The organism is Alteromonas sp. OM2203 (assembly GCF_048517045.1).
Lineage (GTDB): Bacteria > Pseudomonadota > Gammaproteobacteria > Enterobacterales > Alteromonadaceae > Alteromonas > Alteromonas gracilis.
This window is the reverse complement of sequence record NZ_CP183209.1, coordinates 2,776,803-2,803,422: the sequence shown is the minus strand read 5'-3', so window position 1 is coordinate 2,803,422 and position 26,620 is coordinate 2,776,803. Positions and strand designations below refer to the sequence as shown.

Below are 26,620 nucleotides of genomic sequence, written 5' to 3'. Positions count from 1 at the left end.
TTACAGAGCAATACTTCTGTCTAACTAGATCACCCTTCATAACTGGTTTATAGTTTGTAAGGTTAGGAATAAATTAACGTTAAAAACAATCGTCAGTCAGACACTTAGACAAAATGTAAGAACACTAAAAAAGCGCAAATAAATCTTACTGCTAAGGTCGCAATAACTGCAAAACGCTAGCTTGGCGAGATGGTTTCAAGGTAGCTTTAGAATAAAAATAAAAGCCAATGTTTTCTTCCGTACTGATTGGCTAGAAAATCCGCCCAAACATACGGGTGGTCAAGACGCTTGAGGGCATATAGGATTGCTATGAAATTGCATTTGACGGGCTTACTTTTACTCACACTTTGTTTGTCTTGCCCTGTAACTACAGTAGATGCACAAGAACGCGCTACCTTCTTAAAAGGTCCAAAGGACGCTACCGATCAGTTTTCCGGGCTGGAATACGGCCCTATTGACGCCAACGACACACTTTGGCGAATAGCGGAACGCTACCGTCAAAATAATAATCTGAGTGTATATCAGGTTATGACAGCCATCTACGAGCTCAATCCTAACGCATTTGAAAACGGTAATTTAAATCTATTGGTCGATGGCGCGGTGCTTAAGCTTCCTTCAGAGCGCTACATTGCAAGAATTGATAAGCAAAAAGCCCAAATGCGCGCTGAGCAGGACGAAAGAGCATTTGCTGAAATGCTTAACAAGCCTGGTAGCAGCGTAAGGAACATCAAACCGGCTTCTCCGTTAGTTAATCAGCAAGACCTCACCCAAACTCAAACCGACATCGAACAAAAGATCACCCGTTTAGATCAGGAGCAAAATCGTCAGTTTGATGAACTACGCATGCAGTTTGCTGCATCTCTTGAAAATGTAGAAGCCATCCTTAACGAAAATCGACGCTTGTACGAACGCGTTGAAGCAGTTAATGGCGAGCTAGAAACGTTAAGAGGGCAAGTTGAAGGTGATGTAAAAGCACAGCTTGATATGCAAGTAGCGCTTCAGCAAGAGTTGCTAGATATGATTAAGGCTGAGCAAGCTCAGCGTGAAGCAGAAAAGCAATCATCGTTCTTGACCACGTTAACAAGCCCACTGAGTCTTATTATTGGCTCTGCATTTTTGTCGTTGTTACTCGTTGGCGGTTTGATCATGTGGTTGCTTAAACGCAACAGCAAACCTGAAGAGGCGCCATCAGCTGGACCCACAATAACGGCTAATGATGATGATATACCTGTACCTGATGCTGATATCGGCGACCTTTCAAGTGCTCTAGCGCCAGATTTAGATGAAAAAGCAGAATTATCTGACGACGACTTATTCAATGACGATGACCTTCTAGACGATGTACTCACCTCCGACTTAGAAGAGAGCTTAGATGACGAGCTTGAGTCCTTTGCAGACCTAGAAGACGATATGCTAGTGCCAGACAATGATGACGATTTGTTTGAAGCTGGTGATGATGAGCTTGACCAAAGTGAGCTTGACAGTTTGTTTGATGACGATGACTTATCAGACAAGGTGCTAAACGAAAATGACGCGGATGATCTGGAAGGTTTCGACTTATCGGGCGACGACGATGTTTTTGAAGAGAGTGGTGATAGCGATAGCGAGCAGGCCTCAGATTCAGCGAGTGCTGAAAACGCAGGTGACGATGATGATTTCGATATTGATGATTTACTTGATAATGTCCAAAGTCAAGGCACTGATGAGGAAAGCAAAGCTGAGATAGATGAGTCAGAGGAAATTAACCCTGACGATATCTTAAACGAGGTTAATGGTACCTCTGAATCTGAAAATGTTGATGAGGACGACATAGACGCGTTGCTTGCCAGTTCTGTTGAAGAGCTTACTGATGACGCTGAGCCAAATGAAATCTCACCCTCGCTCCCTACTATAGAGGATGAGGACGAAAAGCCCGAGATTAGCATTGATGATTTGTTGGAAGAGCATGGTGTTGATGCCGGTCTTACCGATGAGTTAGACAGTAACGATGAACTCATTAATGAAGACATGTTGAGTAAGCTCGATGACGAGATTAATCAGCAAAACAAAGAAATCGATAAAATCACCGACGATCTGCTCAACGAGATTGAACAAATAGAAATGATGGGTGGATTAGGCGAAGAAGAAGATGATGATGATGACTTTGAAGATGAAATAACAACATCAGCGCCGTCACCTCAGTCAATTCAAAGCCTTGACGCCATAACCGATGATTTAGACGATTTGCTTGAAGAAGAGATTGAGGTTGATTCGGACTTCAGCGATCCCCTCTCTGACGAGCTTATAGCGGAATTACAATCAGAACAAGAGAACGACGACAGCGATTTTGAAGACGACGATACTTCACCTGAATCTGTAGCTGAACCCGATGATGACGAAGATTTTGATGACCCTTTCACTGACGAGTTACTCGCCGAGCTTGAAGCTGAGCTTGAAGGTGAGCCTGTAGTTAGTCCGGAGGCCGATTCCCTTGAAGACACGAATAACGATATTTCTGATGGAGTCGACGAGGAAGAGGAAGACGATTTCAGTGATCCTTTAACCGACGAGCTACTTGCTGAATTGGAAGCTGAAGAGTCGAAAAGCAGTAGTGACGTAGAGCAGTTAACCGACGAGTTACTGTCTGAATTAGAGGCAGAAATCGAGTCGGGAGATGAAGACTTATCAGAGCCGGAATCAGAACTTGGTTCTGAGATGGAAGAACCAGAGCTTACCTCTGACACAGAGCCTGAAGTTGACCTTGGAACTAAAATCGAAGAAGAGCCTGAGCTTGAAGCCGAGGTGGATTCACTGCCAGAACCTGAACTAGAGTTTGAGCCCGAGGCTGAGTCAGAAATAGCGGCTGCCAATGAAAACGAGCTATCGAGCGAAGCTGAGATAGAGCCAGAAACAGAGCTCGATGTTGAGGAAGTACCAGAAGTTACCCCTGAAGCAGAATCAGAGAGTGAGTTTGGAACGGAAGCAGAGCAAGAGCCTGCATCAGAACTTGGTTCTGAGATGGAAGAACCAGAGGTTACCTCTGACGCAGAGCCTGAAGCTGAGCTTGGATCTGAAGTCGAAGAAGAGCCTAGTTCTATTGAAGAGCCTGAGCTTGAAGCCGAGGTAGATTCACTGCCAGAGCCTGAAGCTGAACTAGAGTTTGAATCCGATGCAGAATCAGAAATAGCGCCTGCCGATGAAGACGAAAACGATAGTGACGCTAACGCTGAGGCAAACGAAAGTGCTTTAACTTCTGAAGACCCCCTTGATGACGCTATTGAAGCGTTTGAAAAGCAAATGATGGATGATATTCCATCGTTTAGTCAAATGGGTGTGGATGAAGAACTTCAAGCAGAAGAAGCATTAAAAGAGAATACAGATTCGACGGATGAAAACACTTCAATGGGGTCTGAAGAGTCTCTATCTAGTGAAGAATCGAGTAGCGATGATGAATATGACGACAGTCTTCTGAATGACGCTTTCGACGAAATCGAAAGCTTCGAGTTAGAACAAGAAATTGATGGCGTTATTGACAGTGAAGATAACGAAGAAGAAACGTCTTCTGAAAATGAGGCGCTATCGGAAGAAGATAGTTCTCAAAAAAGTGCCAATAAAGATTTTGAAGAATTAGACGATGTCCCCGGACTTGATGATTGGCTCTCTGCTTCTGATGATGACACTGTTGACGACAACGAAATTCTTGACGATTTAGACAGTGCGGAATTCGATGAGTTACTTCAAAGCCTAGAGTCTGACGATGTGATGGATTCTAGCGAACTAGTAAGTGATGCAGAAGATAACCATGATTCTCTGAAAGAAACTAGCGTTGAAGCGAATGCCTCTAGTGATGAAGTAGAAGAAACCGCTAATCTTGAACAAGACGACGGTGAAGACGAAACGTTCGAACTTGAGCAAGACGAGGATGCTGATGCGAGACTTGAGCTCGAACAAGATGACGAAACGTTCGAACTTGAGCAAAGTGATGACAGCGAGCTCTTTGAGTTAGATGAGGATGAAGGGGCAGAGGAGTTAGACGAGCTTGAGATTCCAGATGATCTAGACATAGCCACGCCATCTGAGATTGAGGAAAGTGAGCCAGTAGTAGACGACCCTGCAGCTGACGATAACGGTGATGAACTTAAGCTAGATAATCCTGACCTTGACCTTGCTGCATTGTTGAGCGACATAGAGTCAGATGATGAAGGAGAGACGAGCTCTGCGTCACAAGATTTCCTCGATGTAGAATCGCTCTTAGATGACGGTGACGATGCAAATGCTATTGATCCTGACAGTCAGGCGCTTGATCTTGACGTGAGTTTATCTGATTTTACCGGCGTTTCTGATGACGATACGGTTATAGATATCGATAAAGATGCAGGCCAAAACGCAAACCTTGATTTAGCTCGTGCTTACATTGAAATGGATGATGCAGAGGCAGCAAGAGAGTTGCTAGAAGAAGTAATGAATGAAGGTAGCGAAGAACAAAAGCAGGAAGCTGAGTCAATACTAGCAAAAATCGTTTAGCGTTTGAGCGTTACTTTTTGAAATAAATAAACAGCCTGCCTTTTTAACGCAGGCTGTTTTTGTTTAAGTTACTGCGCGGTAACGGGTCATTCCGTTAGTGTTTTTTACGCATATGTGGCATTGCATGTTGCCCACAGGATGACTAAACTTAGCGCCTTTTTAGCGAAGGGGTAATGTAAATGGGGCGAATTGCCTTAGGGATTGAATACGATGGTGCGGCAGTTTACGGCTGGCAACGCCAGCGCGAAGTTCCCAGTGTTCAAGAACATCTCGAAAAGGCACTGTCGACAGTGGCCAATCAACCCATTGAGGTGCAATGTGCCGGGCGAACCGATGCAGGTGTGCATGCCACAGGGCAGGTGGTTCACTTCGATTGTGATGCTCCTCGCTCCGAACGCGCATGGACGCTCGGTGTAAATGCGAACCTACCTAATTCTGTAGCTGTTACCTGGGCGAAGAACGTCAGTGATGACTTTCACGCGCGTTTTTCTGCTACTCATCGTCGCTATCGTTACGTCATTCACAACGCAAAAATGCGTCCCGCTATTTTGCACTCAGGTGTTACGCACATTCATCGTGAGCTAGACGAAAAGAAAATGCACCTTGCTGCACAGGCGTTATTGGGAGAGCAAGATTTTACCTCATTTCGCGCAGCGCTATGCCAGAGTAAAACGCCATTTCGAAACGTTACCGATGTGAGCGTGAGCCGACAAGGCCGCTATGTCATTATTGATATTCGGGCAAACGCGTTCTTACACCACATGGTTCGCAACATTACCGGTGCGCTTGTTGAAATTGGTGCAGGGGAGCAAGATGTTAATTGGATTGCACACTTGCTAAGTCTAAAAGACAGAAGTAAATCAGCTGCAACGGCTAAGCCAAACGGTTTGTATTTGGTTGACGTAACTTATCCTGAGGAGCATGACTTGCCCAAAGGGCCTTTAGGACCTTTGTTTTTGCCAAATTGACATGATTTAGCACGCTAATAGATTGTGTGAAGCTACCCCAAGGGTTTTAAGCATTATGCTTTTTTTAGTGTTCTGCAGGGGAGTAAGGATGGTGAAGTAAACCGACGTATAATCGTGATTTTAGTGGTTCGTTCATAATGCGCTGTCGATAAATATACAAGGAGGTAATGTGCCTATTTTTCACTTCAGCTTAACACTACTTTGCTCGTTACTGTGTCTAACGACATTTTACTGCCGTGCTAATACACAAGGTCATATCCCTAGCGTGCGTTTTGCCGTTAACACACCCGGCTCAGCTCCTTATTTGTACTATGATGAGAGCGCAAAGAGCTACCAAGGCGTCGTTGTCGATTTTTTTAATGCTGATGAACTATCAAGTCAGTTTCGCGTCGTCTATTTAGATTCAAATCGCGCTAGAAGTGAAGATTTATTAAAGTCGTCGTCCGTAGACTTGTTTTTATCTTCCGAAAGTTGGATAAGTAAACCGAGCAGCTTTCTCTTTAGCGAAGAGTTGATTAAGCATGAAAGTTATATCTACTCCACTACAAATTTCGAAGGACCATTTGTTCCAGAGGAGAACGTATCCTCGAGTATCTGTACACGATACGGTTTTGTTTATCCTGCCTTAACACCGTATTTTGATAGGGAAGAAAATAATATTGATAGGGTTGACTCAAGTAGCCAATCTACAATGGCTATGATGCTGTCGAGAGGACGCTGTGACTTTGCGATAATGAATGAACACAATGCCCGTTCAGTCATGTTTGACCCGAAGTTCTGTTCTACAGAGTTTTATCAGTCGCCTAATGTTATTAGTCGGGTGAGTTTAGTGTTCGTTATTCGTTCTGGTTTCACTTCTCTTAAAGATAAAATCGATATCGCACTTAAGCATTTTGTTGAAAGCGGCCAAAGGCAACTATCTTTTGAGCGTCATTCAGGTGTTAACCAGTTTCCAAAGGCTAAATGCTAGAGACGTCTATTTAAGCCAGTACATACTGATACCTTTATATACTAATTTAAATGCAGGAATAACAGAGGTAAGCGTCACTAATCCCGACCGCCAACTTCTAAGACCAGTTTTGTTTTTTCCATTTCGTTGTATTGTGGTCTAATAGCGCGCTATATTAGGTAGCTGTTCTGTTGTATTACGTATTTTTTCTTTGTAATACAGCATGGAACTTAAAAATTTAATGTGTTGTTGGCCTCAAGTATGAACAAATATTAATCGTCATGGTCGGCAAACAAAAACAAAGGATTCAATTTCCATGAGCTGGATTCAAAAAATTCTCCCGCGCACGCAAACATCACACAAAGGTAATGTACCTGAAGGTATTTGGACAAAATGTGGTTCTTGCCAAGCTGTGTTGTACAAAAGCGAACTGGAAAAACTTCAGGAAGTTTGCCCTAAGTGTGATCATCATATGCGTATTACGGCACGCCGTCGTATTGATGCGTTTTTAGACGATGGCGATCGCGTAGAATTGGGTGCCGAGCATGAACCTCAAGACGTACTAAAGTTTAAAGACTCTAAGCGCTATAAAGACCGTATCGTTGCTGCACAAAAGGCGACAAACGAGAAAGATGCTTTAGTGGTAATGCAGGGGAAGCTGAAAGGCATGCCTGTGGTCGTCGCTTGTTTTGAGTTTGCGTTTATGGGCGGTTCAATGGCATCGGTGGTAGGTGCACGTTTTGTTGCGGCTGTTAATGCATGCTTAGAAAACGACATGCCACTCATTTGTTTCAGTGCAAGTGGCGGAGCGCGTATGCAAGAAGCGCTTATGTCGTTGATGCAAATGGCTAAAACATCTGCAGCTCTGGCTAAAATGAGCAAAAAAGGCCTGCCTTACATCAGTGTGCTTACCGACCCTACGATGGGTGGTGTATCAGCAAGTCTGGCAATGCTTGGTGACGTGAATGTGGCAGAGCCGAAAGCGCTTATCGGTTTTGCGGGTCCTCGTGTTATCGAACAAACAGTAAGAGAAAAGCTGCCTGAGGGTTTCCAGCGCAGTGAATTCCTTGTTGAGAAAGGCGCAATTGATATGATTGTTGACCGCAGAGATATGCGTGATAGATTACACAGCCTGTTGGTTAAGTTGCATCATAAAAATTAGTGAATAACGAAAACAATTTAAATACTGGCTCAGCGGAAAACGAACAAGACACTTCTGTGTCTTCAACTTCGCAAAAAAGCTTGAGCCAGTGGCTATCCTACCTAGAATCAATTCATCCTAGCGCCATCGATATGGGGCTAGACAGAGTGAAAGCGGTTGCCAATGCCATGGCACTATCGCTTAGCCAATCGCTGGTTATTACCGTAGCAGGCACAAATGGTAAAGGCACCACGTGTCGCTTGCTTGAGCAAGCCATGCTATCGCAAGGCAAAAGTGTTGCAGTGTACAGCTCACCACATTTAATCGATTACCGTGAACGGGTGCGTTACAACGGCGAGTTACCGCCTGCCAATGAATTTGTAGATGCTTTTGAGTTTGTTGAAAACGCACGAAAGGACACGGGTGGTGAGCCTATCACCTTGACGTACTTTGAGTTCGGTACGCTGGCTGCAATGAAAATGATGCAGTTATGGGCTGTAGATGTGGTGATTCTTGAAGTTGGCTTAGGTGGGCGTTTGGACGCCACTAACATTATTGATCCCAATCTCGCCGTTATTACCACAATCGACCTTGACCATCAGGATTGGCTTGGCAATACCCGGGAAAAAATCGCTCGCGAAAAAGCGGGCATTATGCGCAAAAACGGCAGTGCAGTAGTGGGTGAACTGTTCCCTCCATCGTCGCTTTATGATGTGGCTAATGAATTGCAAGCGAACGTACGCTGGGCAACACAAGACTTTGTAACGGAAGTGGCAAGTGATTACAGTGAGTGGAGTTGGAAAGGAAAGAGCAGTAGCTTCGCCTCGCTACCTTATCCTAAAATTCCACTTCAAAATGCGAGTACAGCGTTGGCTGCGCTAGAATTGCTAGACTTGCTACCCGAAGAAAGTGTGGTAAGAAACATTATTGAAAATACCACGATGCCAGGACGTCAGCAAACGATCAGTGAGTCGCCTCTCGTTGTGGTGGATGTTGCTCACAATCCGCAGGCAACGACGGCCATGCAGAATTGGCTAAATCGTTATGATGTAAGCAAAATGCGTATCGTCGTGGGCATGCTTAAAGATAAGTCAATTGCAGAAACTTTAGCGCCACTCTCTGCGCTTAATGCTGATTGGTATGTGTCGTCAACAAGCGGCCCTCGAGGCTGCAGTGCAGAAGTACTTGAAAATGCACTTGTTAATGCTGGTACAACCATAGAGAATATAAAGACGTTTAAAAACGTAACCTCGGCATATCAGCGCGCGCTTGCAGATTATCAAACTGGCGAACTTATTCTCGTTTTTGGTTCTTTCGTTACCGTAGCAGACGTGCTTGCTGAGCATAACTAACACGCGCATTGTAGAGAAAAACGTGTATTCAAGCAGGAGAGCACAGTGACATCGGCATTAAAGAATAGACTTGTGGGTACGATCATTGTCGTTGCCCTAGCGGTCATTTTTTTACCAGACTTTCTTGATGGCAAAAAGCAAACTAACAGAGAACCATTTGTTTCTGTACCCGCTAATCCACCAAAGAAGCCTATTGTAGAGCCCGAGCCATTTCCATCCGAACGAGTGGCAAAAGCGGCAGTTCCTGCGGTTGAAATAGAAGATGAAACCGCCATAGACGATGAGCCTATGGTGTCGTCACGTGATGAGGATTCAGGTGCCAGTGTTACTCAGGCGCCAAAAGAAAAAGTTTTCGAAGAGCAGGATAACCTCGCCAGCCAAACTGTGATTGATAACAAAGGCGCGGCGGCAGATGACGATGCGGGTTGGGTTATTCAGCTGGGAAGCTTTCGTCACGAGAAAAATGTTAAAGCGCTGTTAGCCAAACTCGAAAGGGCAGGCTACAGGGCCTTTAGCCGTAAAATTCAGACTAGCTCTGGGCCGCTTAATAAAGTTTTTGTTGGTCCTGATCTAGATAAAAACAAGCTAGAGTCGGCACTACCTCATCTAAAAGAGCTCACGAGCCTTAAAGGCAAAGTTACAACGTTCAAAGTAGAGTAGCGCGTATTCTTACCTTTATTGATTCGTATTACAGACTAGTAATATTTCTATCTTCTGTTAGAATGCGCGCCATCTCGCCAAAGGCTCGTTGCTTCATCACAAAAAGCAACATCAACGCAATAAAGAGACGATGAACTGGGTAGACTTTTCCATACTGGGTATCATTGCGGTATCTACCTTAATAAGCCTAATCAGAGGGTTTGTTAAAGAAGCCATCTCGTTAGTGGTATGGTTTGCTGCACTCTTTATTTCAAGCAATTTCTACGCAGACCTCGCCATTTATTTTACAGCCATTGACGACCCCTATTTAAAAAATGGCGCAGCTATTGCCGCGCTCTTTGTCGCAACGCTTATCCTCGGCGGCATGATAAATTACGTAATCAGCCAGTTGGTACAAGCCACGGGGCTGTCAGGAACCGATCGTGTCTTAGGCATAGTTTTTGGTGCATTGCGTGGCGTTTTGATAGTTAGCGCATTGCTCTTTTTTATGGATACCTTTACTCGCGCAGCCTCAGCAGCATGGTGGCAAGCGTCGGTACTCATTCCCGAGTTTGGTGTCATCATTGAGTGGTTTTTCAGCTATGTGAAAGACTCCTCCAGTTTCTTAAATCCCGCTTGAAATAGGTAACGCACATGTGTGGTATAGTCGGAATAGTTGGTAAAACGCCCGTAGCTCAGTCGCTGTACGACGGTCTGACGGTTATTCAGCACCGAGGACAAGATGCCGCAGGCATAATGACTATCGACCAAAATATGTTTAATTTGCGCAAAGCAAATGGCTTGGTTCGAGATGTTTTCCATACACGCCATATGAAAAGATTGTCAGGCAATATGGGTATCGGTCACGTGCGTTATCCAACGGCTGGGACGTCTAGCTCGGCAGAAGCACAACCATTCTATGTGAACTCACCGTTTGGTATTGCCTTTGCTCATAACGGCAACCTAACTAATGCCCACGAGTTGCAAGAAGAAGTATTCCGCATTGCTCGCCGTCACATTAATACTACCTCAGACTCTGAATTACTCCTTAACATTCTTGCTCATGAACTGCAGCAAGTTGCGGGTTTAAGTGTAAGTGCTGAACATATTTTTGAAGTCGTAACGAAGGTTCACAAAAAAATTCGTGGTGCCTATGCAGTAGTAGCAGCCATTATTGGCCAAGGTATCGTTGCGTTTCGTGACCCTCACGGTATTCGCCCTCTAGCGCTAGGTAAGCGTATGAGCGAGCTAGGCGAAGAATGGATGGTAGCCTCCGAAAGCGTAGCGCTTGATGCGGTAGGCTTTCAGTTTGTTCGTGATGTTATGCCAGGTGAAGCGGTATTTATTACTGAAGAAGGTCAGCTTCACACCAGACAATGTGCTGAAAACCCGGTAACTTCGCCGTGCATATTCGAGTTTGTTTATTTCGCTCGCCCCGACAGTTTTATCGACGGTATTTCAGTGTACGCGTCGCGCGTAAACATGGGCCGTAAACTGGGTGAAAAAATCAAACGGGAATGGGCAGACCTGGATATCGACGTGGTTATTCCTATTCCTGAAACATCGATGGACGTAGCGCTTCAAATAGCCAACACCCTTGAATTGCCATACAGACAAGGTTTTGTAAAGAACCGCTACATTGGCCGTACCTTTATTATGCCCGGCCAAACCATGCGTAAAAAGTCAGTACGCCGCAAGCTAAATGCAATTTCATCTGAATTCAGAGGCAAGAGCGTATTACTTGTTGATGACTCAATCGTACGTGGTACTACATCAGGTCAAATTATCGAAATGGCGCGTGAGTCAGGCGCGAAGAAAGTGTACTTTGCGTCAGCCGCCCCGGAAATTCGCTTCCCGAATGTTTACGGTATCGATATGCCATCGGCTAATGAGCTTATTGCTTATGGCCGTGAAATCGACCAAATAGCAGAGCTTATTCAAGCAGATGGCCTTATCTTCCAAGATATCTCTGATTTAGTAGATGCAGTTCGCGAAGAAAACGAAACCATTCAGCGTTTTGAAACGTCTGTTTTTGATGGAAATTATATTACTGCAGACATCGATCAAGCGTATCTTGAACGTATCGACTTGTCTCGCGGTGAACAATCGAGAAAAGCGCCGGTTGTACAGGCGGAGCTAAGTAATCTTGATGTGCACAACATGGATGCCGCTGATTAGTATTGCATTAGCTTTTAGATAAGCAGTGTTCACAAAAAAGCCGCTTTTAGAAGCGGCTTTTTAAATGGTTTAATCTTTTAAGAAGGCGTTAGTGAACGAATACCGGTCCACCAGTAAGCCCCCATACCAATACAGAACCTGTCATTAGGATAACCAGTAACACCAGACCGCACGTCACCACTGAACTTGAATAAATAAAGCCTTTATCTTCCGGCATGTGCATTAAAATTGGAACGCCAGAGTAAAGTAGGTATACCGAGTAGCTTATGCCGACCAACAAAGCTGTCATCACTACCCATAGCTCAGGATATAGACCCGCAAAACCCACCATAAACAGCGGTGTAGCTGTATAGGCTGCTAACTCTAACGATTGCGTGTACGTTGGCGTAGCATCAAAAGCTTTAGCGAGTTCATGAATAAGTACCGCTAATGCTACTACTCCGGCTATCAAACCAAAATACATGCCTATGCCCATCATAATGGCGGTATTTTCGCTAAGTCGTATGATGTCACCTGCACCAATACTCCAGCCGGTGTGGGCACTGGAGTAGTAAGCTACAAGTGAGGGAATGAGTGCTATAAATGCAATATGAGTAAGCGCGTAAAAATAGGTTTCGTGCTTGGTATCAATGGTTTGCCACTCTTCTCTTGGATGAGTGTAAATACCAATTAAGTGATTTAAAATCATAAGGTCCTGCCTTGTTCACCAACATTATTATTAGAGGATTGTTGTGAGGCAGTAAAAACACACGAATTAGCCGAGAATACAAATAAACTCGGACACAGCGGCAAGCGCTAAAGAACTGCCATTAACAATACGTTTACAAATTCAGTGTGCAGCAGAAAGTCAGAGGCGTCAATATAAATAGTTTAATTTATGAGCATCTCTAAATGGCTAGTTGATATTCGGCGCCCCAGAGTGGAAACGAAGCTCTTTGTCGTCACTTTCTATCAACGATTTTTCAACGTGACCGAAGTGAGCTACACGTTCAGTGATATCCGTGTCGGATATTTGTCCAGCAAGCGTGAGGTAATCCTCAAAGTGTCTGGCTTCAGAGCGTAATAATGAAACGTAAAACTTGCCTAAATCTTCAGACACAAAGGGAGCGAGCTTCGCAAAGCGTTCGCAAGAACGGGCTTCAATATAGGCGCCACAAATAAGCTTGTCGACAAGCTTTTCAGGTTCGTAGGTGCGTACATGACGTAGTAAGCCATTGGCGTAACGACTAGACGTTACCGATTTATATTCAAAGCCCAGTTCGTGCATAATCTCTAGCACTTGATAAAAATGATGTAGCTCTTCTTTTATTAGCATCACCATTTTATCTAGCATATCTTTTTTGAAAGGCTCAAGCCCTTTAACGTCAAAAACGCTTTTTGAAAGGTGCTTAGTGTTAAGCGACTGCCAATCGCCTTCATGTCTATAAGTGAAGTCCTCATAGGGTTTTAACCAGCCTAAAAGCACTTTACTTGTTTCCTCATCAGCAACGTAGCGGCGAAGCAAGTACATGGCTGACTGAGCCGCTTTCAATTCGCAAATTAAGTGATCGGTAAGGATGACGCGAAGGTTTTCTTCTTTTTGGGCTTCGTCTATCCACGACTGTGGGGTTTCGCAGTGCAAAAAAGCGTTAACTGGAGTAAGTAGTGAGGTGACTTCAGAGGTGGAAATTACAGACATGTTGAAACTCAATTTTAAGTGCTACGATGTTTCAGTAACATTTGAATTTGGCATCTGGCAACCTACGTTTCGGCGAGCCCACATTCAACGTTTCTGATCGAAGCGTGATTTTACTTGATACCTACAAGCCCTTACAACTTAAAAAAGAGGCCCTTAAATTACAAAATGAACTACCTAGCTCACCTTTTCCTGGCACGACCAACCGCAGATTCTCATTTTGGTAACTTATTGGGAGATTTTAGGCGAGGTGTTGATATCAACAGATTTGGAAACGCAGTTCAGCTAGGCCTTAAAAATCACTACGAAGTTGATCGATTCACCGATAGTCACGAGAGCGTTTTAGCTGCAAAGGTGCTATTCGATAAAAGTCGCCGGCGCTTTGCCCCTGTAGCATTGGATATCTATTTCGATCATCTACTCATTAAACACTGGACAAAATTTTCAACCCAATGTTTCGATGATTTTCGCGAGCAAAGCTTCGCTTTGTTAGAGCAGCGGTTGCCTACCATGCCAAGAACGATGCAGCACAGTGTAGGGCATATGATAACCCATGATTGGTTTGAGGATTATGCTGGAGAAGAAGGCATTGCCAAAGCGATTTCTGTTGTCGCCAAACGCATTCGTTTTCCCAATACTTTCCATAATGCTGTAGACGATATAGGCAAACACCAACAGGAAATAGAGGCGAGGTTTTTAGCGTTTTTCCCAGACCTCATTGCACATATAAACGATAACGGCCCTGAAAATATTGATAAAACGTAGCCCGTGTTACAGAAATGTATCGAAGAAATTGGTGGTTTTGTCGTTGATTGCTAAGCTGTCGTACAAACAGCGCTATAGTCTGACTAGGGTGTGTTGCTCATCTGTATAAGTTACAGGTTGGCAGGCTCTAAGAATACTAAAACGATAAAACTAACGACACACAAAGACAAGAGTAATGATGAATAAACAAGCCTTAAACCTAGTAACATCACTTGTGTCATTTCGCCACGATGATAACAAACATAAAGTGCTGCCCTGGCTAATGGCCGCTATGCTTGCTTTTGTAACTTTGAACGCGAGTGCTTCTGAAGATGAGAGAAGCCCCTCAGCACACGCTCGCGCTATGAAAATTGATAGCAGTGTAGTGACAGAACACGAAACTAAAATTCTTGGCAAGCGCGTGAAATACAGTGCTACTACAGGTACGCAACCCGTATGGAATAGTAAAGACGAAGCGGTTGCTACCTTATTCTACACGTACTATCAGCGAACTGACGTTAAAGAGAATACGGAGCGCCCGCTTATTATTTCCTTTAATGGTGGCCCTGGATCTGCCTCAGTATGGATGCACGTAGCGTACACTGGCCCTCGTATTCTTAATATTGACGATGAGGGTTATCCCGTTCAGCCCTATGGTGTTCAAACTAACCCTTATTCTATTTTAGATGTGGCAGACATCGTATTTGTAAACCCGGTAAACACAGGGTACAGCCGTGTACTACCCAAAGCCGATGGCAGTATGCCGTCGCAAGACGAACAACAAAAAATGTTCTTTGGCGTTAACGCCGATATCAGCTATTTAGCGGAGTGGGTGAATACCTTTGTAACACGCAATAATCGCTGGCGCTCTCCTAAATATTTAATTGGTGAAAGTTACGGTACTACGCGTGTTTCAGGTCTTGCTCTGGAGCTTCAAAATAGACAATGGATGTATTTAAACGGCGTTGTTTTGGTGTCGCCAACCGACATCGGTATTGAGCGCAATGGGCCTGTAAAAGCCGCTAACCGCTTGCCATATTTTGCGGCTGCAGCGTGGTATCACAATAAACTTGAGTCCGAACTTCAGAACAAAGATCTTACTGAATTACTTCCTGAAGTCGAAGACTTTACCATCAATAAACTCATTCCTGCGTTGGCTAAAGGCGGCTTCATCGGCGAAGCGGAAAAGCGTGATGTGCTTAAACAAATGGCGCGTTACTCAGGGTTAAGTGAAACGTCAATTGCTCAAAACAACTTAGACGTAAGCACAGCTTTTTTCTGGAAAGATTTATTGCGAGATGAAGGGAAGACCTTAGGTCGATTGGATAGCCGTTATTTAGGTATAGACGCGAAGCAAACTGGTGATCGCCCTGATTATTGGGCAGAGTTAACATCATGGTTGCATTCATTCACGCCTGCCATTAACTACTACCTGCGCGAAGAGTTAAATTACAAAACCGATATTAAATATAATATGTTTGGCAACGTGCATCCTTGGGATAGAAGCAATAACCAAACAGGAGAGAACTTGCGTTTGGCAATGGCGCAAAATCCGTATCTGAATGTGATGATTCAAGCTGGATACTACGATGGCGCAACTAACTACTTTGACGCCAAATACACCATGTGGCAACTTGATCAAAGTGGCAACCTAAAAGACCGCCTAAGCTTTAAAGGGTATCGCAGCGGACATATGATGTACCTGCGTCGCGATGACTTAAAACAGTCAAACCAAGACTTACGTGAGTTTATTCAAGCTAGCACACCAGGCAAAGGTGCGCCTGCTGAATACAAGAGATAGCACAACTAAAAGGCAGGACAAGGATGTCAGTTTCTTTTACATATGATTTGTTTTATGAATTGAAGTTGGTTTATGTTATTGATTATTATAGGTAAAACCATTTGGCCTGGAGTTTGCTAACGTTTTACTGACATATAAAAAATTTCATTAACAATAATTACAAGGACGTACCCGTGAGTAAACCTTCGCGTTTTAAACTATCTCTGCTTGCAAGTGCTGCGCTAGCATTTTCTATCTCAAGTACAACTGCCAATGCTTCTGTACTCCTCTCCGGTTGGGAAGGTTCTACTGAAAGCGGATTTGGTTTTTTTGCTATGGAAAGCAATGATGATGGCTCCTCTGGTCCCATCATTTTTGATTCCTATGATGCTTTGGCATTTAATAGCGGTTTAAATTTTTTCGGAACGACCTACGATAGATTTTTCATCAACAATAACGGCAACATTACCTTCAATGGTCCTGTAGGTACATTTACGCCTAACCCTTTTCCTAACAGCAATCAGCCAATGATTGCGCCATTTTGGGGGGATGTAGATACACGCTGCGCAGAATGTGGTGACGTATTTATTGGCTCTCCTAATGAAGATACCCTGGTAGTAACGTGGAATGACGTTGGTTACTACAGTCAAAATAGTGATCCGACCAACACGTTTCAGTTAGTGTTGATTGACAGGGAAGACACGGGCGCAGGTAATTTTGACGTTGAGTTTAGATATGAAGATATCGGCTGGACTTCAGGCGGTGCATCAAATGGTACTCCTGCTCAGGCGGGATATGACGCCGGCGATGGGGAAAACTTCTTTACCGTACCTGGTTCTCGAACTGCCGCTATTGCTGATATAGACGAAAGTAACAGCAACACGGGCACGCCTGGTATTTGGAAATTCGCCATTCGTGACGGTGTGTTACCGGGTGAGAATCCAGAAAATCCGATTCTACCGATTGTTAATCCAGAAACACCGACTGACTATGAATTTGAGTTTTCTATTGATGATCCCGACGAACTTGTTTTTATCGACCCGGATGTAGCCGTAGGTTATGACTATATTGTAAATAGTGGCCCAGATATCGCTTCGGTTCTTTTGCCAGAAGGTTATGATGACAACATGTTTGACTTATTCCTTTGGGATAATGGCCTTATGGATTGGCTAGATACAGGTACAGATATTACTGGAGGCGTGGAGTACGACTTCACTTCACCCGTAGACCGCTTCAGAATAATGGGAATTGATGTTTCGAATATGCTTGAACCAACGCCTGATGCGTTTGTGACTGGTTTAACGTTCGATGGCTCTGGTGTTATTAATATGAACCAAAATGCGGTTACTGTATTCGTACCTGATCCAACCCAGGTTCCTGCGCCCAGCACTTTGTTTCTTATGCTAGGAGCGCTATTTAGCACTTTCCTTATGAGAAAACGTAAGTAGCAGTAATAAATAAGATAGGGGGAGCATAAGCTCCCCATTTTTGTTAAGAGGTAGACGTGAAATATTTAGTAATAGTTAGTTCGATACTCGCTTCATTTTCTTCGTGGGCTGTCACAACGAGCGATTTTGGTAGTTGGAGTTTGCTGTGCAACGATTCTTCAGTTTGTACACTTAGCCAGCTTGTTGCTAAAGATGAGAAAGCAACTAAAGTATTGTTAGGCGTTAATGTTGATTATTCTTATTCGAAAGATTTTCCAGTTTTAAAAATAAAGCTACCTAAAAATACGCTAACAAAAAATGGGGTCGGAGTAAAAATAGATAATTTCGCGCCCTTACAAGTGCCTTTTTCTGGGTGTGACGAAAAGGCATGTCAAAGTATTATCAAAATAGATAGCCAGCTTCTAGAGCAATTGCATAACGGTGAAACCATGCTAGTTGCATATCAGAAGTCTGAAAGCCAGCAGGTTACCTTACCCGTATCATTAGCGGGTTTTGACGTAGCATACGCGCAGCTTAACAAAAAAGCTAAACGTTAAGTCTAACGTACCTCTACCAAGCTGGATTTCAATATACGCCGGCTTCTTTAAGGCGCGCTAAACATTCAGCGCAGCGCGCTTTTAACATGTCTCTTAATAACCTAACCGCTGGGGTGATCGATTGGCGGCTCGGGCAGATTAACCAAAGCTGCGTTGGTTTTGGTTGGTAGCCCGGCAATAATGTAACAAGACGCCCACTTAATATATCGTCACAGGTATCTAAACTTGATTTAACGGCAACCCCTTTGCCAGCTACGGCCCACCGTCTTACCATTTCACCATCGTTCGCTGTCCTGTTTCCGAGCATTTTTATCTTAAGTGGTTTTTCGTCGCGCACGAATTCCCATTCGTTATACACTTTGTCGTGAAGTTGATAAAAAAGCCCGTTGTGCGTTTTTAAGTCTTCAAATTGTTCTGGGGTGCCGTGGTTGTTGAGATAAGAAGGGGCGGCGACAAGAAACCGAGGTACGTCGCAAATTTTAAATCCGTAAACGCTTGCATCATCAGGTGAACCATAACGCAGAGCTAAATCAATAGGATCGCGGTAGAAATCGATATTGCTGTCGTTTAAGTTGAGCTTTACGCTTATTCTCTCATGCTCTTCCATAAAATCATCAAGCCACGGCGCTATTACATTTCGTCCTAAGTCAGATGATAAGCCTAGTCGCAGTTCACCCTCAATAACGCCAGTATCGCCTTTTAAGTTCTGCTTAGCATTTGCAAGCATCGCCATGGCTTGCTCACATGTTGGCAAGAAGCGCTCACCGGCAGAGGAAAGCCTAAGCGATCGAGTTGTGCGTATAAATAACTCAGCGCCGAGGGCTTGCTCAACCCGTTTAACTGCAGCACTCGCCGTAGCGGTGCGCATATTTAAATGGGTGGCGGCGGCGGTGATATTTCGAAACTCGGCTACTTTTATTACTACGTTGAGGTCATCTAGTAACATGGTTTTCAAATTTAATTTGATAATGTTTCTTGTATTGTGATGTTTATCCAAAATTAATCAAGAGTATGATGAACGTATCAATTAAAGGAGAGCACAATGATGAAAGCAGTCGGCTATACCCAGTCACTAGAGATTAGTGAACCCAATGCGTTAATGGATTTAGAACTCGCTAAGCCCAGCGCGTCTGGCAGGGATCTATTAGTTAAAATAAATGCCATTGCCGTGAACCCCGTTGATTACAAGATTCGTCAGCGTGTTAACCCTGAAGGCGAAGCGAAAGTGATAGGCTGGGATGCCGTAGGTGAGGTGGTTGAAATTGGCGCTGATGTCACCGAGTTTGCCGTTGGCGACAGAGTTTATTATGCCGGAGACCTTACCCGATCAGGGTCGAATGCCGAGTTTCAGTTGGTTGACGAGCGCATTGTCGGAAAAGCGCCGAAGTCTTTATCAGATAGCGATGCAGCGGCTCTTCCGCTAACCACAATTACGGCTTATGAATTGTTGTTTGATCATCTTGCACTAAAGCAGCAAAGTGAAAAAAGTGACGAAGTAGTACTTGTCGTTGGCGCAGCAGGAGGTGTTGGCTCAATAATGTTGCAACTACTTAAGAGTTTGACGGGCGCAACCGTGATCGCTACTGCATCTCGGGAAAGTTCAAAAAACTGGGTGCAAGAGTTAGGGGCCGACTACGTAGTTGACCACAGTAAACCTATGGCCGAGCAAATCAAAGTCTTGAATGTTGGTGAAGTGACTCATGTGGCGAGTTTAAACAACACACACCAATACATTGAAGATTATGTGGAAGTCATGAAGCCGAAGGGTAGATTGGCGTTAATTGACGACCCAGAAAGCTTGGATGTGGCAAAGCTTAAGCAAAAAAGTCTGTCATTACATTGGGAATTTATGTTTACCCGTTCAATGTTTGAAACTGATGATATGGTTGAGCAAAGTCGTTTACTTACTCATGTTGCATCACTTATTGATGAAGGAAAAATAAAGACAACTGTAGGAAAACACTTAGGTAAAATTAACGCTGAAAACTTGATTGAAGCGCACAGAATTTTAGAAGAAGGGCGGGCTATCGGTAAACTCGTCTTGGAAGGCTTCTAATTAAGAGAAGGTTAGTCGCAGGCAATATTATTGCCTGCGACTATTGATGGTGAATAGGAGAGAATAAATTGACGCCAAGGTCTATGCTTGCAAATTCACTAACGTACGGCCTGAGATCTGCCCCTCTAAAATGGCATCTATTTTTTCATTCACGGCTTCTAGGTTTACTTCCTCTGTAAGGTCATCAAGACAATCGAGCTTCCATTCACTGGCAAGCTTGTCCCACAATCTCAATCTAGGCGGCATAGGGCACTGTACAGAATCAATGCCAAGTAATGAAACGCCTCTCAAGATAAATGGAAATACGCTAACATTTAGATCGGCAGAAGCGGTAAGCCCGCAGCATGTCACTGTGCCGCCGTATTGCGTAGCCTTAATGGCTTGCGCTAAGTATTCACCACCCACCGTATCGACAGCGCCCGCGTATTGTTCTTTCAACATGGGGCGTTCTTTATTTTCTAACAGTTCATCGCGAGTTATTACTTTGCTTGCTCCGAGGTTTTTTAAGAATGACTCGTGTTTCTTTTTCCCTGTGCACGCCACCACTGAGTAACCCGCTTTGGCGAGCAATGCGACCGCGACAGAACCTACACCACCCGTTGCACCTGTTACTAAAATATCACCTTTTTGCGGTGTAACACCGTGTTCAACTAAACCTTGAACAGATAGCCCAGCAGTAAAACCTGCAGTGCCTATCACCATAGACTCCCTTAAGGATAAACCTGCGGGTTTAGCCACCGCCCATTCGCTCGGAATTCGAATATATTCGCCAAAGCCTCCCGCCGTGTTCATACCCAAGTCATAGCCCGTTACAATGACTTCATCACCTTCTTTGAAGCTGTTGTCATCGCAGGATACAACTGTGCCTGCAGCGTCTATACCCGGGGTATGGGGAAAGTTTCTGCTAACACCGGGATTTCCTGTCGCTGACAGGGCGTCTTTGTAATTAAGTGACGAATACTGCACCTTAATGAGCAAAGTACCCTCTGGCAAATCATCAAGTGAACGCTGTTTGATACGGCGAGTGAACGATTTATCTTCCTGTTTTTCTACTAGCAACGCTTTAAACGATGTCATACCTGTCTCCATTGGTCGAAAGTAACGCTACCATTGTGACAATATATATACTTTGCGCAAGTATGCACTTTTTAGTAGGGTAGTACCCTAAAAGATACTAATGGAAGTGGTCGCTAGTTTCTCTAAATTATCTTAGTGATGTTTGCATTGGTGAAAAACAAGAGCAGCAACGGCTGTGTTGCTTTTTAAGGAATTGCTATGACGGCGAATTTAACCAGGTTTGGAGCAGAAAAGAACGACGGTATTGTTACTGTAGATTCTATTAATGCCAAATCAGCGAAAATTGGGGAAAAAGAAAATGACGCGGCTCAGTATGTTTGTGGCGTAGCTGTATCGTTAGAAATAATTGGTGGAAAGTGGAAAGGCGTAATTTTATGGCATTTGTGCCATAAAACGCTGCGCTTTAGTCAATTGCGTAGGCGTTTGCAGGGCGTTACACAGAAAATGCTTACTCAGCAGTTAAGAGAACTAGAACGTGATGGGTTGGTCAATCGCAAAGTGTACGCTGAAGTGCCTCCACGGGTTGAATACTCACTTACAGACCTAGGTCGTACGCTAGAGCCAACTTTGCGCCAACTATGTGATTGGGGCAGAACCTACCATGATGAACATAGGTAATTTAAGGGGCAGCGATAAAGTGTATTAGGCGCTGCGTATTACGCAATGTGAGGAAAACAAAAAGGTGAGTATAGGAAAAACTTCCCCACACGCACCTTTTTCGAACCACAACTATTACTGAGGTTAATTACCCATCTATTTACGGTTTAGGCAAGTAAAGATACGACAGACAGCGTACTTTCCTCGCCGTTAGCGACAGTGTTTACTGTGGCACTCATATTGTTAAAATCGACGGTCAATGACGCCATATCGCCGTCTTTATTCCAAGTAAGTACCAGTGTGTTATTACTGTAGCTTACGTCGAAAACGCCATTGAAAGCTTGGCTTTCGTTTCTAAGGTTAATTAGCTGCATTAAGCCTTTTACGACCGGCTTTTGCACTGCCTCTTCAACCATAGCAGATGTTAAGTATGGACGGTTGATGTCACGACCTACGTTGGTTCTAGCAAGTAATTCCATATCGTTTTGCGCAGCGAGTAAACCACCGTAATAAACCTGAGGAATACCTGGGCTGAAGAACTGAATGGCACGCGCCACCAAATAAGCGAAGTCATCTTTGCCAAGCGCATCATAATAGGTACAGTTAACCTGATAGAGATCGACGTTATTGGCGGCAGCGCCTGTTGCTTTTTTGGACTCACCATTAGAGTTAACGTGAATTTGTTCCACCAACGCATTAATCGCCTCGGCGTTTAATAATCCCGGCTTGTCACCGCTTGCGCCCACGTCAACAATGCCGATGCCGTCGTGCGTATCTAGAACTGTAAAGCAGTTGCGAGGTGAAATTGATAACCAATGTGCCAGTGCGCTTGCATCTTTAGTAAATAGCGTATGCAGAACCAGAGGTGGTAGTGCAAAGTCATAAACGCTGTCACAACGAGCAGCAATATCAATCTGAGTTTGGTAGTGGCTGTGAATTTCTACCAGACACTGCATACCCATCGAACGTGCGCGCGTTGAAAGTTCTTCAATAAACTCGAAGGTTTCTTCAAGCATAAAACAGTTAGTGCCTGTGCGCTTAATTGCATAGCCTGCCGCGTCGAGACGAATGAGATCAACGTTGCTTTCAGTGAATGATTGTAGGATAGAAGATAAATAATTTTTACCCAATTGCGATTCAACATCAATATCGATTTGGTTGGAAGTAAAGGTAGTCCAAAACGGAACCGTCTCTGGAGAATCAGTTTCTGCACCTACCTCATAATCGCTGAAAAACGGTGTTGGGCGAGGGCGGAACACTTTCCCAATTTGTTCGTCGATTAACGCTTGGTCACTACCTTTAAACACATCTTCTTTAGTAAGAAATAGTGGCCAATAGTCAGACTCGCGACCTTTTTTCAACACATCTTTAAACGCTTCACTTTGGCCTGACATGTGATTAACAATCAAATCGGCCATAATATCAACCGACTCTCCCAGCTTCTTGATGTTGCCCCAGTCGCCCAATCGCTCATCGACAGAAGTGTGATCTATAGGGTCGAAGCCAGCATCTTCACCATCATAGGGATAATAGAAGGGTAGGACGTGAACACCTGTAAATAAGCCATTTAGCGGGCCTTGAAGAAGGCTTGTAAGGCTCTCGATGTTGCCATCACCTAGTCGGTCTGCATAGGTGATTAATTGAACGCCATTGCGTATAGACATGATAACTCTCCAAAATTCAGCATGTGCTAACTCGTACTTCAAATATATCGCGAGCTTGCATTACCTTAAATTAAGCGCTACCAGTCTTGAAGGTTCATAGCAGAACATATAACGGGCTTTGCTTAACTCTTTAACTTTTACTAACAGTTTATTAATGATAACTGAAAATAGTAAAATTATTTCTTAATCGATTAAGATAGGTTATCAGCCGAACGGGAAATTGTAAATGAGAAGTTCAAAAGTGATGCTTGTTATAAAAATGTGGGCTTGATGTTAATTTTAGAGTTTGTGTCAGTGTAAAATGCGAGTTATCGCCGCTAGTTCTTACTATAGCTTGTATCGTATTTCAGTTACCGGTGCTATTCGACGCGGTTTCATCTTCTTGTCTTTGTTTAGCCTCTTTCCACTTAGCCAGCTTTTCATAGTAAACATCCCAGATACAGGGGCAGCATGAGCCTCCACCACAGCAGTCGTCTCTTAGGGGCTTTTCAGGTTCTTCGGGTATAGATGACATGAAAAATCTCCTCTAATTTCAGTTAACACTTTGCTGCGAGTGTAAATATTATGTTGATGACGCCAAGAGCATAATAGTAACCATCATGTTACTACTTACAAATAATTTTTGCAGCTTGTGGGTAATGATCTATGCGGACTGGTATCAAGGAATAGTGTATACAAAAAACGCCCTCAACACGTGGAATGTCCTAGTGTTGAGGGCGTTTTTAATAGCGGGTACTGTGTAGTAACGTAAATTCTTAAACGGTTTCTAAATTTAAGTCTTATTCCGCGGGTGACGCCTCAGGCGCTTTGTTATCTTTTTTCTGTTCAACAGGTGTTGCAATCGTTTTTGGTTTTACAGCGCTAGCCTTAGTGAGCAGATCGCTGTTGCTTGTCACTAAATCGCTTAACGTACCCGTGTCGGCGTCTACCAAGCCCACTTCACGTAACATAGAATCTACCAAGGGGGCATTAGCGCGATAGCTTAGCGCGGCTTGCGTTACTTGTTCAGCTAAACCACCGCCTGCTGTGGCAATAGTGTGCTCACCTTTTGCGCCGCTACCTTGACCGTAGCCTTGCAGTATTTTGATGCCTTCGATATTTTCGAGAGGCTTAACTGCGTTTGCCACAAGTTCAGGCAATACTTTAAGCATCGCAAGGGCTTTCTGCAGTTCAATCTGTTCAGTTTTAAGGGTGTTCTCAGCTTCGTAAAGCGCCTGTTTACCTTGGGCTTCAACGGCGAGCACTTTTTCGTCAGCCGCAGCTTGAAGCATTTTGGCATCAGCACTGGCCTTCGCTTCAGTAAGAATAGCGGCAGCAGAGTTTTCTGCAGCTTCTCTCTTAGCCTGTGCTTCAACGGTGATACCAACCGCCTCACGTTCCGCTTCTTTGCGTGCATCTATAACTTCAATTTGTTTCTTACGCTCAGCTTCAGCTACAGATCTAGCAGTCAGTACCGCTTCTTCTTTTTCTACTTTTTGTTTTTCAGCTTCGGCCGCTTTCGCACGGGCGGCAGACTCTTCTTCTGATTTAGTTGCAACAGCAATCTGCTTGATTTGTTCCGAAACCTCTACTTCTTGCTGCTGGCGAATGCGTGCCTGTTCTAACGCTTGGCGCTTGGCGATTTCTTGCGTTTCAATTTCTCGTGACTTTTCAATTTCAGCAGCCTCAATTGCCCGTTCTTTCGCAATTTCTGCTTCCCGCTCTTCACGCTCTTTCATTTCACGCTGCTTGGCGATCTCAGCTTTTTGTTCCTGACGTTTAAAGGCCAGCACCTGCTCTTGGGCTAGGCGAGCCTCTTCTTCATCGCGCTTCACATCAAGAGATTGTTTTTCAGCCGCTAAGTTGCGTTGTTCGATATGAATACGGTTTTCTTGCTGAATATCGTTAGTTTCTTTGCGCTTCTCTTCAATGATCTTGGTTAAGCGAGCACGACCTTCAGCGTCGAAGGCGTTGTTCTCGTTGAAAAACTGAAGATCTGTCTGATCGAAGCCTGTTAAACTTACCGATTCTAGCTCAAGACCATTCTTTTCAAGATCGTTAGCCACACTTTGTTGAACTTTTTGAACAAAGTCAGCGCGCTGTTCATGCATTTCAGTCATGGTCATTTCAGCCGCTACTGCACGAAGTACGTCAACAAACTTCGACTCCATGAGTTTTTTAACTTCTTCAGCACGTGTGGTACGTGTACCAAGGGTTTGCGCAGCCATTGAGATGCCGCTCGCATTCGGTGCGACGCGCAAATAAAAATCAGCTTTTACGTCAACGCGCATGCGATCCTTGGTAATAAGCGCGTCTTTCTGGATTTTCTCCACCTCAATACGAAGTGTGTTCATGTTCACCGGAATAATTTCGTGAACAACAGGCAGTACTAAGGCACCTCCATCTTTTATTACTTTTTCGCCGCCTAACCCCGTTCTTACAAAGGCGGTTTCTTTGGTAGCACGGGTGTAGAGTTTTGCGAAAATAAGGCCAATAACAATGAGCCCTACAACAATGGCACCGGCAATAAAGAGTATTGACGGCAAGCTAGATGGTTGAATTGTATCCATACTTTTATCTCTTTTTAGGTTATTGGTAGCGTGTTGCTAACCAGCTGTGTTTATTTTTTTGAACTAAAATTACGCGCTCTCCTTGCGAGAAAAGCTCATGGTCTTCAAATGGCTCTACTAGTACAAAATGAGGTTGCGAGTAATGATCGGTGAACTTTGCCTCTGCGGGGTTTCCCCGACTTGCCTTTCCAATGGTTATCTCAGCAACAGAGCCAAGAAAATCGTCGCTAGTAAGGGCGCTGGATTGGACGCTGGGGAGTAAGTTTGAAATCAGCCGAACGATTTTTGCCGTGATAAACAACCCAAGCGCAAAGGCCAAAAGAACTGAGACAAGTGAAGGGAATGTTGTATTGAGTATACTTGCACTCAAACCGTTGATGATTAGCCCTGAAAGGCCAAAAAAGGTCATCAATACAATGAGGTAAACAAGAAAAGGAACTTTGTTTATATTTAGCCAGCTGGCAAAAGATGTACTAAGGAATCCTTCACCATCGAATTCGGCAAAGTCGTCGCCTAATCCCAAAAGACTCATACCAAAAACGGTGCTAACAAGCTCAAGAATAAAAACTAAGAAAACGGCAAATAGCGCGATGCTGAACCAAAAGTTTGCAGGGGAAAGAAGTACATCTGTCATTTACACCATCCATGATGAGTCACTCATTTTGCTCTTTTATACCATAGAACAAAAATTAAGCCAGTGAATAACTTATGTACTTTGGGATAGTTTGTAACAAAACCTTTTGGCATTGTCATTAAATGGCCAT

The 26,620-nt window shown here is 44.0% G+C and carries 22 protein-coding genes; 14 read left to right on the top strand and 8 right to left on the bottom strand.

What is annotated here, in order from left to right; all coding sequences use genetic code 11:
- Positions 1-309: 309 nt before the first annotated feature.
- The 8 genes from ACM0P2_RS12475 (at position 310) to purF (ending at position 11,730) form a co-directional block, all read left to right on the top strand.
- Entirely contained in the window at positions 310-4,503 is a 4,194-nt protein-coding gene (locus tag ACM0P2_RS12475) for a FimV/HubP family polar landmark protein (protein ID WP_419226660.1), read from the top strand.
- A gap of 179 nt (positions 4,504-4,682) precedes the next feature.
- Positions 4,683-5,471: a tRNA pseudouridine(38-40) synthase TruA gene (gene truA / locus ACM0P2_RS12470; RefSeq protein WP_159117570.1), complete on the top strand. Its 789-nt coding sequence runs from the start codon at positions 4,683-4,685 to the stop codon at positions 5,469-5,471.
- Between the two features lie 169 nt (positions 5,472-5,640).
- On the top strand, positions 5,641-6,441 hold the full coding sequence (locus ACM0P2_RS12465; RefSeq protein WP_159117571.1) for a substrate-binding periplasmic protein: 801 nt from the start codon (positions 5,641-5,643) through the stop codon (positions 6,439-6,441).
- A 295-nt stretch (positions 6,442-6,736) separates the two neighbouring features.
- Positions 6,737-7,582 (top strand): acetyl-CoA carboxylase, carboxyltransferase subunit beta, encoded by an 846-nt coding sequence (accD, locus tag ACM0P2_RS12460; RefSeq protein WP_159117572.1) that lies wholly within the window; start codon positions 6,737-6,739, stop codon positions 7,580-7,582.
- Complete coding sequence (gene folC, locus ACM0P2_RS12455) at positions 7,582-8,913, top strand: bifunctional tetrahydrofolate synthase/dihydrofolate synthase (protein ID WP_159117573.1); 1,332 nt, start codon at positions 7,582-7,584, stop codon at positions 8,911-8,913. The genes accD and folC overlap by 1 nt, the downstream gene beginning before the upstream one ends.
- Before the next feature lie 45 nt (positions 8,914-8,958).
- Positions 8,959-9,573: an SPOR domain-containing protein gene (locus ACM0P2_RS12450; RefSeq protein ID WP_159117574.1), complete on the top strand. Its 615-nt coding sequence runs from the start codon at positions 8,959-8,961 to the stop codon at positions 9,571-9,573.
- Positions 9,574-9,703: 130 nt separating this feature from the next.
- On the top strand, positions 9,704-10,192 hold the full coding sequence (locus ACM0P2_RS12445; RefSeq protein WP_159117575.1) for a CvpA family protein: 489 nt from the start codon (positions 9,704-9,706) through the stop codon (positions 10,190-10,192).
- A 14-nt stretch (positions 10,193-10,206) separates the two neighbouring features.
- On the top strand, positions 10,207-11,730 hold the full coding sequence (purF, locus tag ACM0P2_RS12440) for an amidophosphoribosyltransferase (RefSeq protein WP_120958931.1): 1,524 nt from the start codon (positions 10,207-10,209) through the stop codon (positions 11,728-11,730).
- Positions 11,731-11,818: 88 nt separating this feature from the next.
- Here the strand turns inward: purF and ACM0P2_RS12435 are convergent, their stop codons facing one another.
- Together ACM0P2_RS12435 and miaE are read right to left on the bottom strand one after the other, a co-directional pair.
- The gene (locus ACM0P2_RS12435; protein ID WP_105929391.1) at positions 11,819-12,418 is read right to left on the bottom strand and encodes a Yip1 family protein; all 600 of its coding nucleotides are present in this window, start codon (positions 12,416-12,418) and stop codon (positions 11,819-11,821) included.
- A gap of 207 nt (positions 12,419-12,625) precedes the next feature.
- A complete protein-coding gene (gene miaE / locus ACM0P2_RS12430) occupies positions 12,626-13,408 on the bottom strand; it encodes a tRNA isopentenyl-2-thiomethyl-A-37 hydroxylase MiaE (protein WP_159117576.1) in 783 nt (260 codons plus the stop codon).
- Between the two features lie 165 nt (positions 13,409-13,573).
- Between miaE and ACM0P2_RS12425 the strand changes: the two genes are divergently transcribed.
- The 4 genes from ACM0P2_RS12425 to ACM0P2_RS12410 all read left to right on the top strand — a co-directional run bounded on the left by ACM0P2_RS12425 (position 13,574) and on the right by ACM0P2_RS12410 (position 17,913).
- A complete protein-coding gene (locus ACM0P2_RS12425; RefSeq protein WP_159117577.1) occupies positions 13,574-14,170 on the top strand; it encodes an ACP phosphodiesterase in 597 nt (198 codons plus the stop codon).
- Positions 14,171-14,441: 271 nt separating this feature from the next.
- A complete protein-coding gene (locus tag ACM0P2_RS12420; protein ID WP_373995999.1) occupies positions 14,442-15,950 on the top strand; it encodes a S10 family peptidase in 1,509 nt (502 codons plus the stop codon).
- A 173-nt stretch (positions 15,951-16,123) separates the two neighbouring features.
- Complete coding sequence (locus tag ACM0P2_RS12415) at positions 16,124-17,377, top strand: nidogen-like domain-containing protein (protein ID WP_419226659.1); 1,254 nt, start codon at positions 16,124-16,126, stop codon at positions 17,375-17,377.
- Positions 17,378-17,433: 56 nt separating this feature from the next.
- Entirely contained in the window at positions 17,434-17,913 is a 480-nt protein-coding gene (locus ACM0P2_RS12410; RefSeq protein WP_159117580.1) for an invasion associated locus B family protein, read from the top strand.
- 28 nt (positions 17,914-17,941) lie between these two features.
- Here the strand turns inward: ACM0P2_RS12410 and ACM0P2_RS12405 are convergent, their stop codons facing one another.
- Positions 17,942-18,859: a LysR family transcriptional regulator gene (locus tag ACM0P2_RS12405; RefSeq protein ID WP_419226658.1), complete on the bottom strand. Its 918-nt coding sequence runs from the start codon at positions 18,857-18,859 to the stop codon at positions 17,942-17,944.
- Between the two features lie 99 nt (positions 18,860-18,958).
- Here ACM0P2_RS12405 and ACM0P2_RS12400 point away from each other — a divergent pair, with 99 nt between their 5' ends.
- Positions 18,959-19,969 (top strand): zinc-binding alcohol dehydrogenase family protein, encoded by a 1,011-nt coding sequence (locus tag ACM0P2_RS12400; RefSeq protein ID WP_159117614.1) that lies wholly within the window; start codon positions 18,959-18,961, stop codon positions 19,967-19,969.
- An 81-nt stretch (positions 19,970-20,050) separates the two neighbouring features.
- Here ACM0P2_RS12400 and ACM0P2_RS12395 read toward each other — a convergent pair whose 3' ends face one another.
- Positions 20,051-21,046, bottom strand: coding sequence for a YhdH/YhfP family quinone oxidoreductase (locus ACM0P2_RS12395; protein ID WP_419226657.1), 996 nt, complete (start codon positions 21,044-21,046; stop codon positions 20,051-20,053).
- Positions 21,047-21,244: 198 nt separating this feature from the next.
- Here ACM0P2_RS12395 and ACM0P2_RS12390 point away from each other — a divergent pair, with 198 nt between their 5' ends.
- Entirely contained in the window at positions 21,245-21,664 is a 420-nt protein-coding gene (locus ACM0P2_RS12390; protein ID WP_419226656.1) for a winged helix-turn-helix transcriptional regulator, read from the top strand.
- A gap of 146 nt (positions 21,665-21,810) precedes the next feature.
- Here ACM0P2_RS12390 and gtfA read toward each other — a convergent pair whose 3' ends face one another.
- From gtfA to ACM0P2_RS12370, 4 genes are all read right to left on the bottom strand, one after another.
- Positions 21,811-23,307, bottom strand: a complete 1,497-nt coding sequence (gene gtfA / locus ACM0P2_RS12385) for a sucrose phosphorylase (protein ID WP_419226655.1) — start codon at positions 23,305-23,307, stop codon at positions 21,811-21,813.
- A gap of 346 nt (positions 23,308-23,653) precedes the next feature.
- Entirely contained in the window at positions 23,654-23,821 is a 168-nt protein-coding gene (locus ACM0P2_RS12380; RefSeq protein WP_419226654.1) for an oxidoreductase-like domain-containing protein, read from the bottom strand.
- A 265-nt stretch (positions 23,822-24,086) separates the two neighbouring features.
- Positions 24,087-25,856: a flotillin family protein gene (locus ACM0P2_RS12375; RefSeq protein ID WP_236547045.1), complete on the bottom strand. Its 1,770-nt coding sequence runs from the start codon at positions 25,854-25,856 to the stop codon at positions 24,087-24,089.
- Between the two features lie 19 nt (positions 25,857-25,875).
- Positions 25,876-26,490 carry an OB-fold-containig protein gene (locus tag ACM0P2_RS12370; RefSeq protein ID WP_419226653.1) on the bottom strand — a complete coding sequence of 205 codons (615 nt, stop codon included), beginning with the start codon at positions 26,488-26,490 and terminating at the stop codon, positions 25,876-25,878.
- Positions 26,491-26,620 lie beyond the last annotated feature (130 nt).

Coding starts and splice junctions, on each gene's coding strand:
- gtfA (WP_419226655.1), bottom strand. CDS start 23,307: ATGTCTATACGCAATGGCGTTCAATTAATCACCTATGCAGACCGACTA.
- ACM0P2_RS12435 (WP_105929391.1), bottom strand. CDS start 12,418: ATGATTTTAAATCACTTAATTGGTATTTACACTCATCCAAGAGAAGAG.
- accD (WP_159117572.1), top strand. CDS start 6,737: ATGAGCTGGATTCAAAAAATTCTCCCGCGCACGCAAACATCACACAAA.
- ACM0P2_RS12370 (WP_419226653.1), bottom strand. CDS start 26,490: ATGACAGATGTACTTCTTTCCCCTGCAAACTTTTGGTTCAGCATCGCG.
- ACM0P2_RS12420 (WP_373995999.1), top strand. CDS start 14,442: ATGCTTGCTTTTGTAACTTTGAACGCGAGTGCTTCTGAAGATGAGAGA.
- ACM0P2_RS12475 (WP_419226660.1), top strand. CDS start 310: ATGAAATTGCATTTGACGGGCTTACTTTTACTCACACTTTGTTTGTCT.
- purF (WP_120958931.1), top strand. CDS start 10,207: ATGTGTGGTATAGTCGGAATAGTTGGTAAAACGCCCGTAGCTCAGTCG.
- ACM0P2_RS12400 (WP_159117614.1), top strand. CDS start 18,959: ATGAAAGCAGTCGGCTATACCCAGTCACTAGAGATTAGTGAACCCAAT.
- miaE (WP_159117576.1), bottom strand. CDS start 13,408: ATGTCTGTAATTTCCACCTCTGAAGTCACCTCACTACTTACTCCAGTT.
- ACM0P2_RS12390 (WP_419226656.1), top strand. CDS start 21,245: ATGACGGCGAATTTAACCAGGTTTGGAGCAGAAAAGAACGACGGTATT.
- ACM0P2_RS12395 (WP_419226657.1), bottom strand. CDS start 21,046: ATGACATCGTTTAAAGCGTTGCTAGTAGAAAAACAGGAAGATAAATCG.
- truA (WP_159117570.1), top strand. CDS start 4,683: ATGGGGCGAATTGCCTTAGGGATTGAATACGATGGTGCGGCAGTTTAC.
- ACM0P2_RS12380 (WP_419226654.1), bottom strand. CDS start 23,821: ATGTCATCTATACCCGAAGAACCTGAAAAGCCCCTAAGAGACGACTGC.
- ACM0P2_RS12445 (WP_159117575.1), top strand. CDS start 9,704: ATGAACTGGGTAGACTTTTCCATACTGGGTATCATTGCGGTATCTACC.
- ACM0P2_RS12425 (WP_159117577.1), top strand. CDS start 13,574: ATGAACTACCTAGCTCACCTTTTCCTGGCACGACCAACCGCAGATTCT.
- ACM0P2_RS12405 (WP_419226658.1), bottom strand. CDS start 18,859: ATGTTACTAGATGACCTCAACGTAGTAATAAAAGTAGCCGAGTTTCGA.
- ACM0P2_RS12375 (WP_236547045.1), bottom strand. CDS start 25,856: ATGGATACAATTCAACCATCTAGCTTGCCGTCAATACTCTTTATTGCC.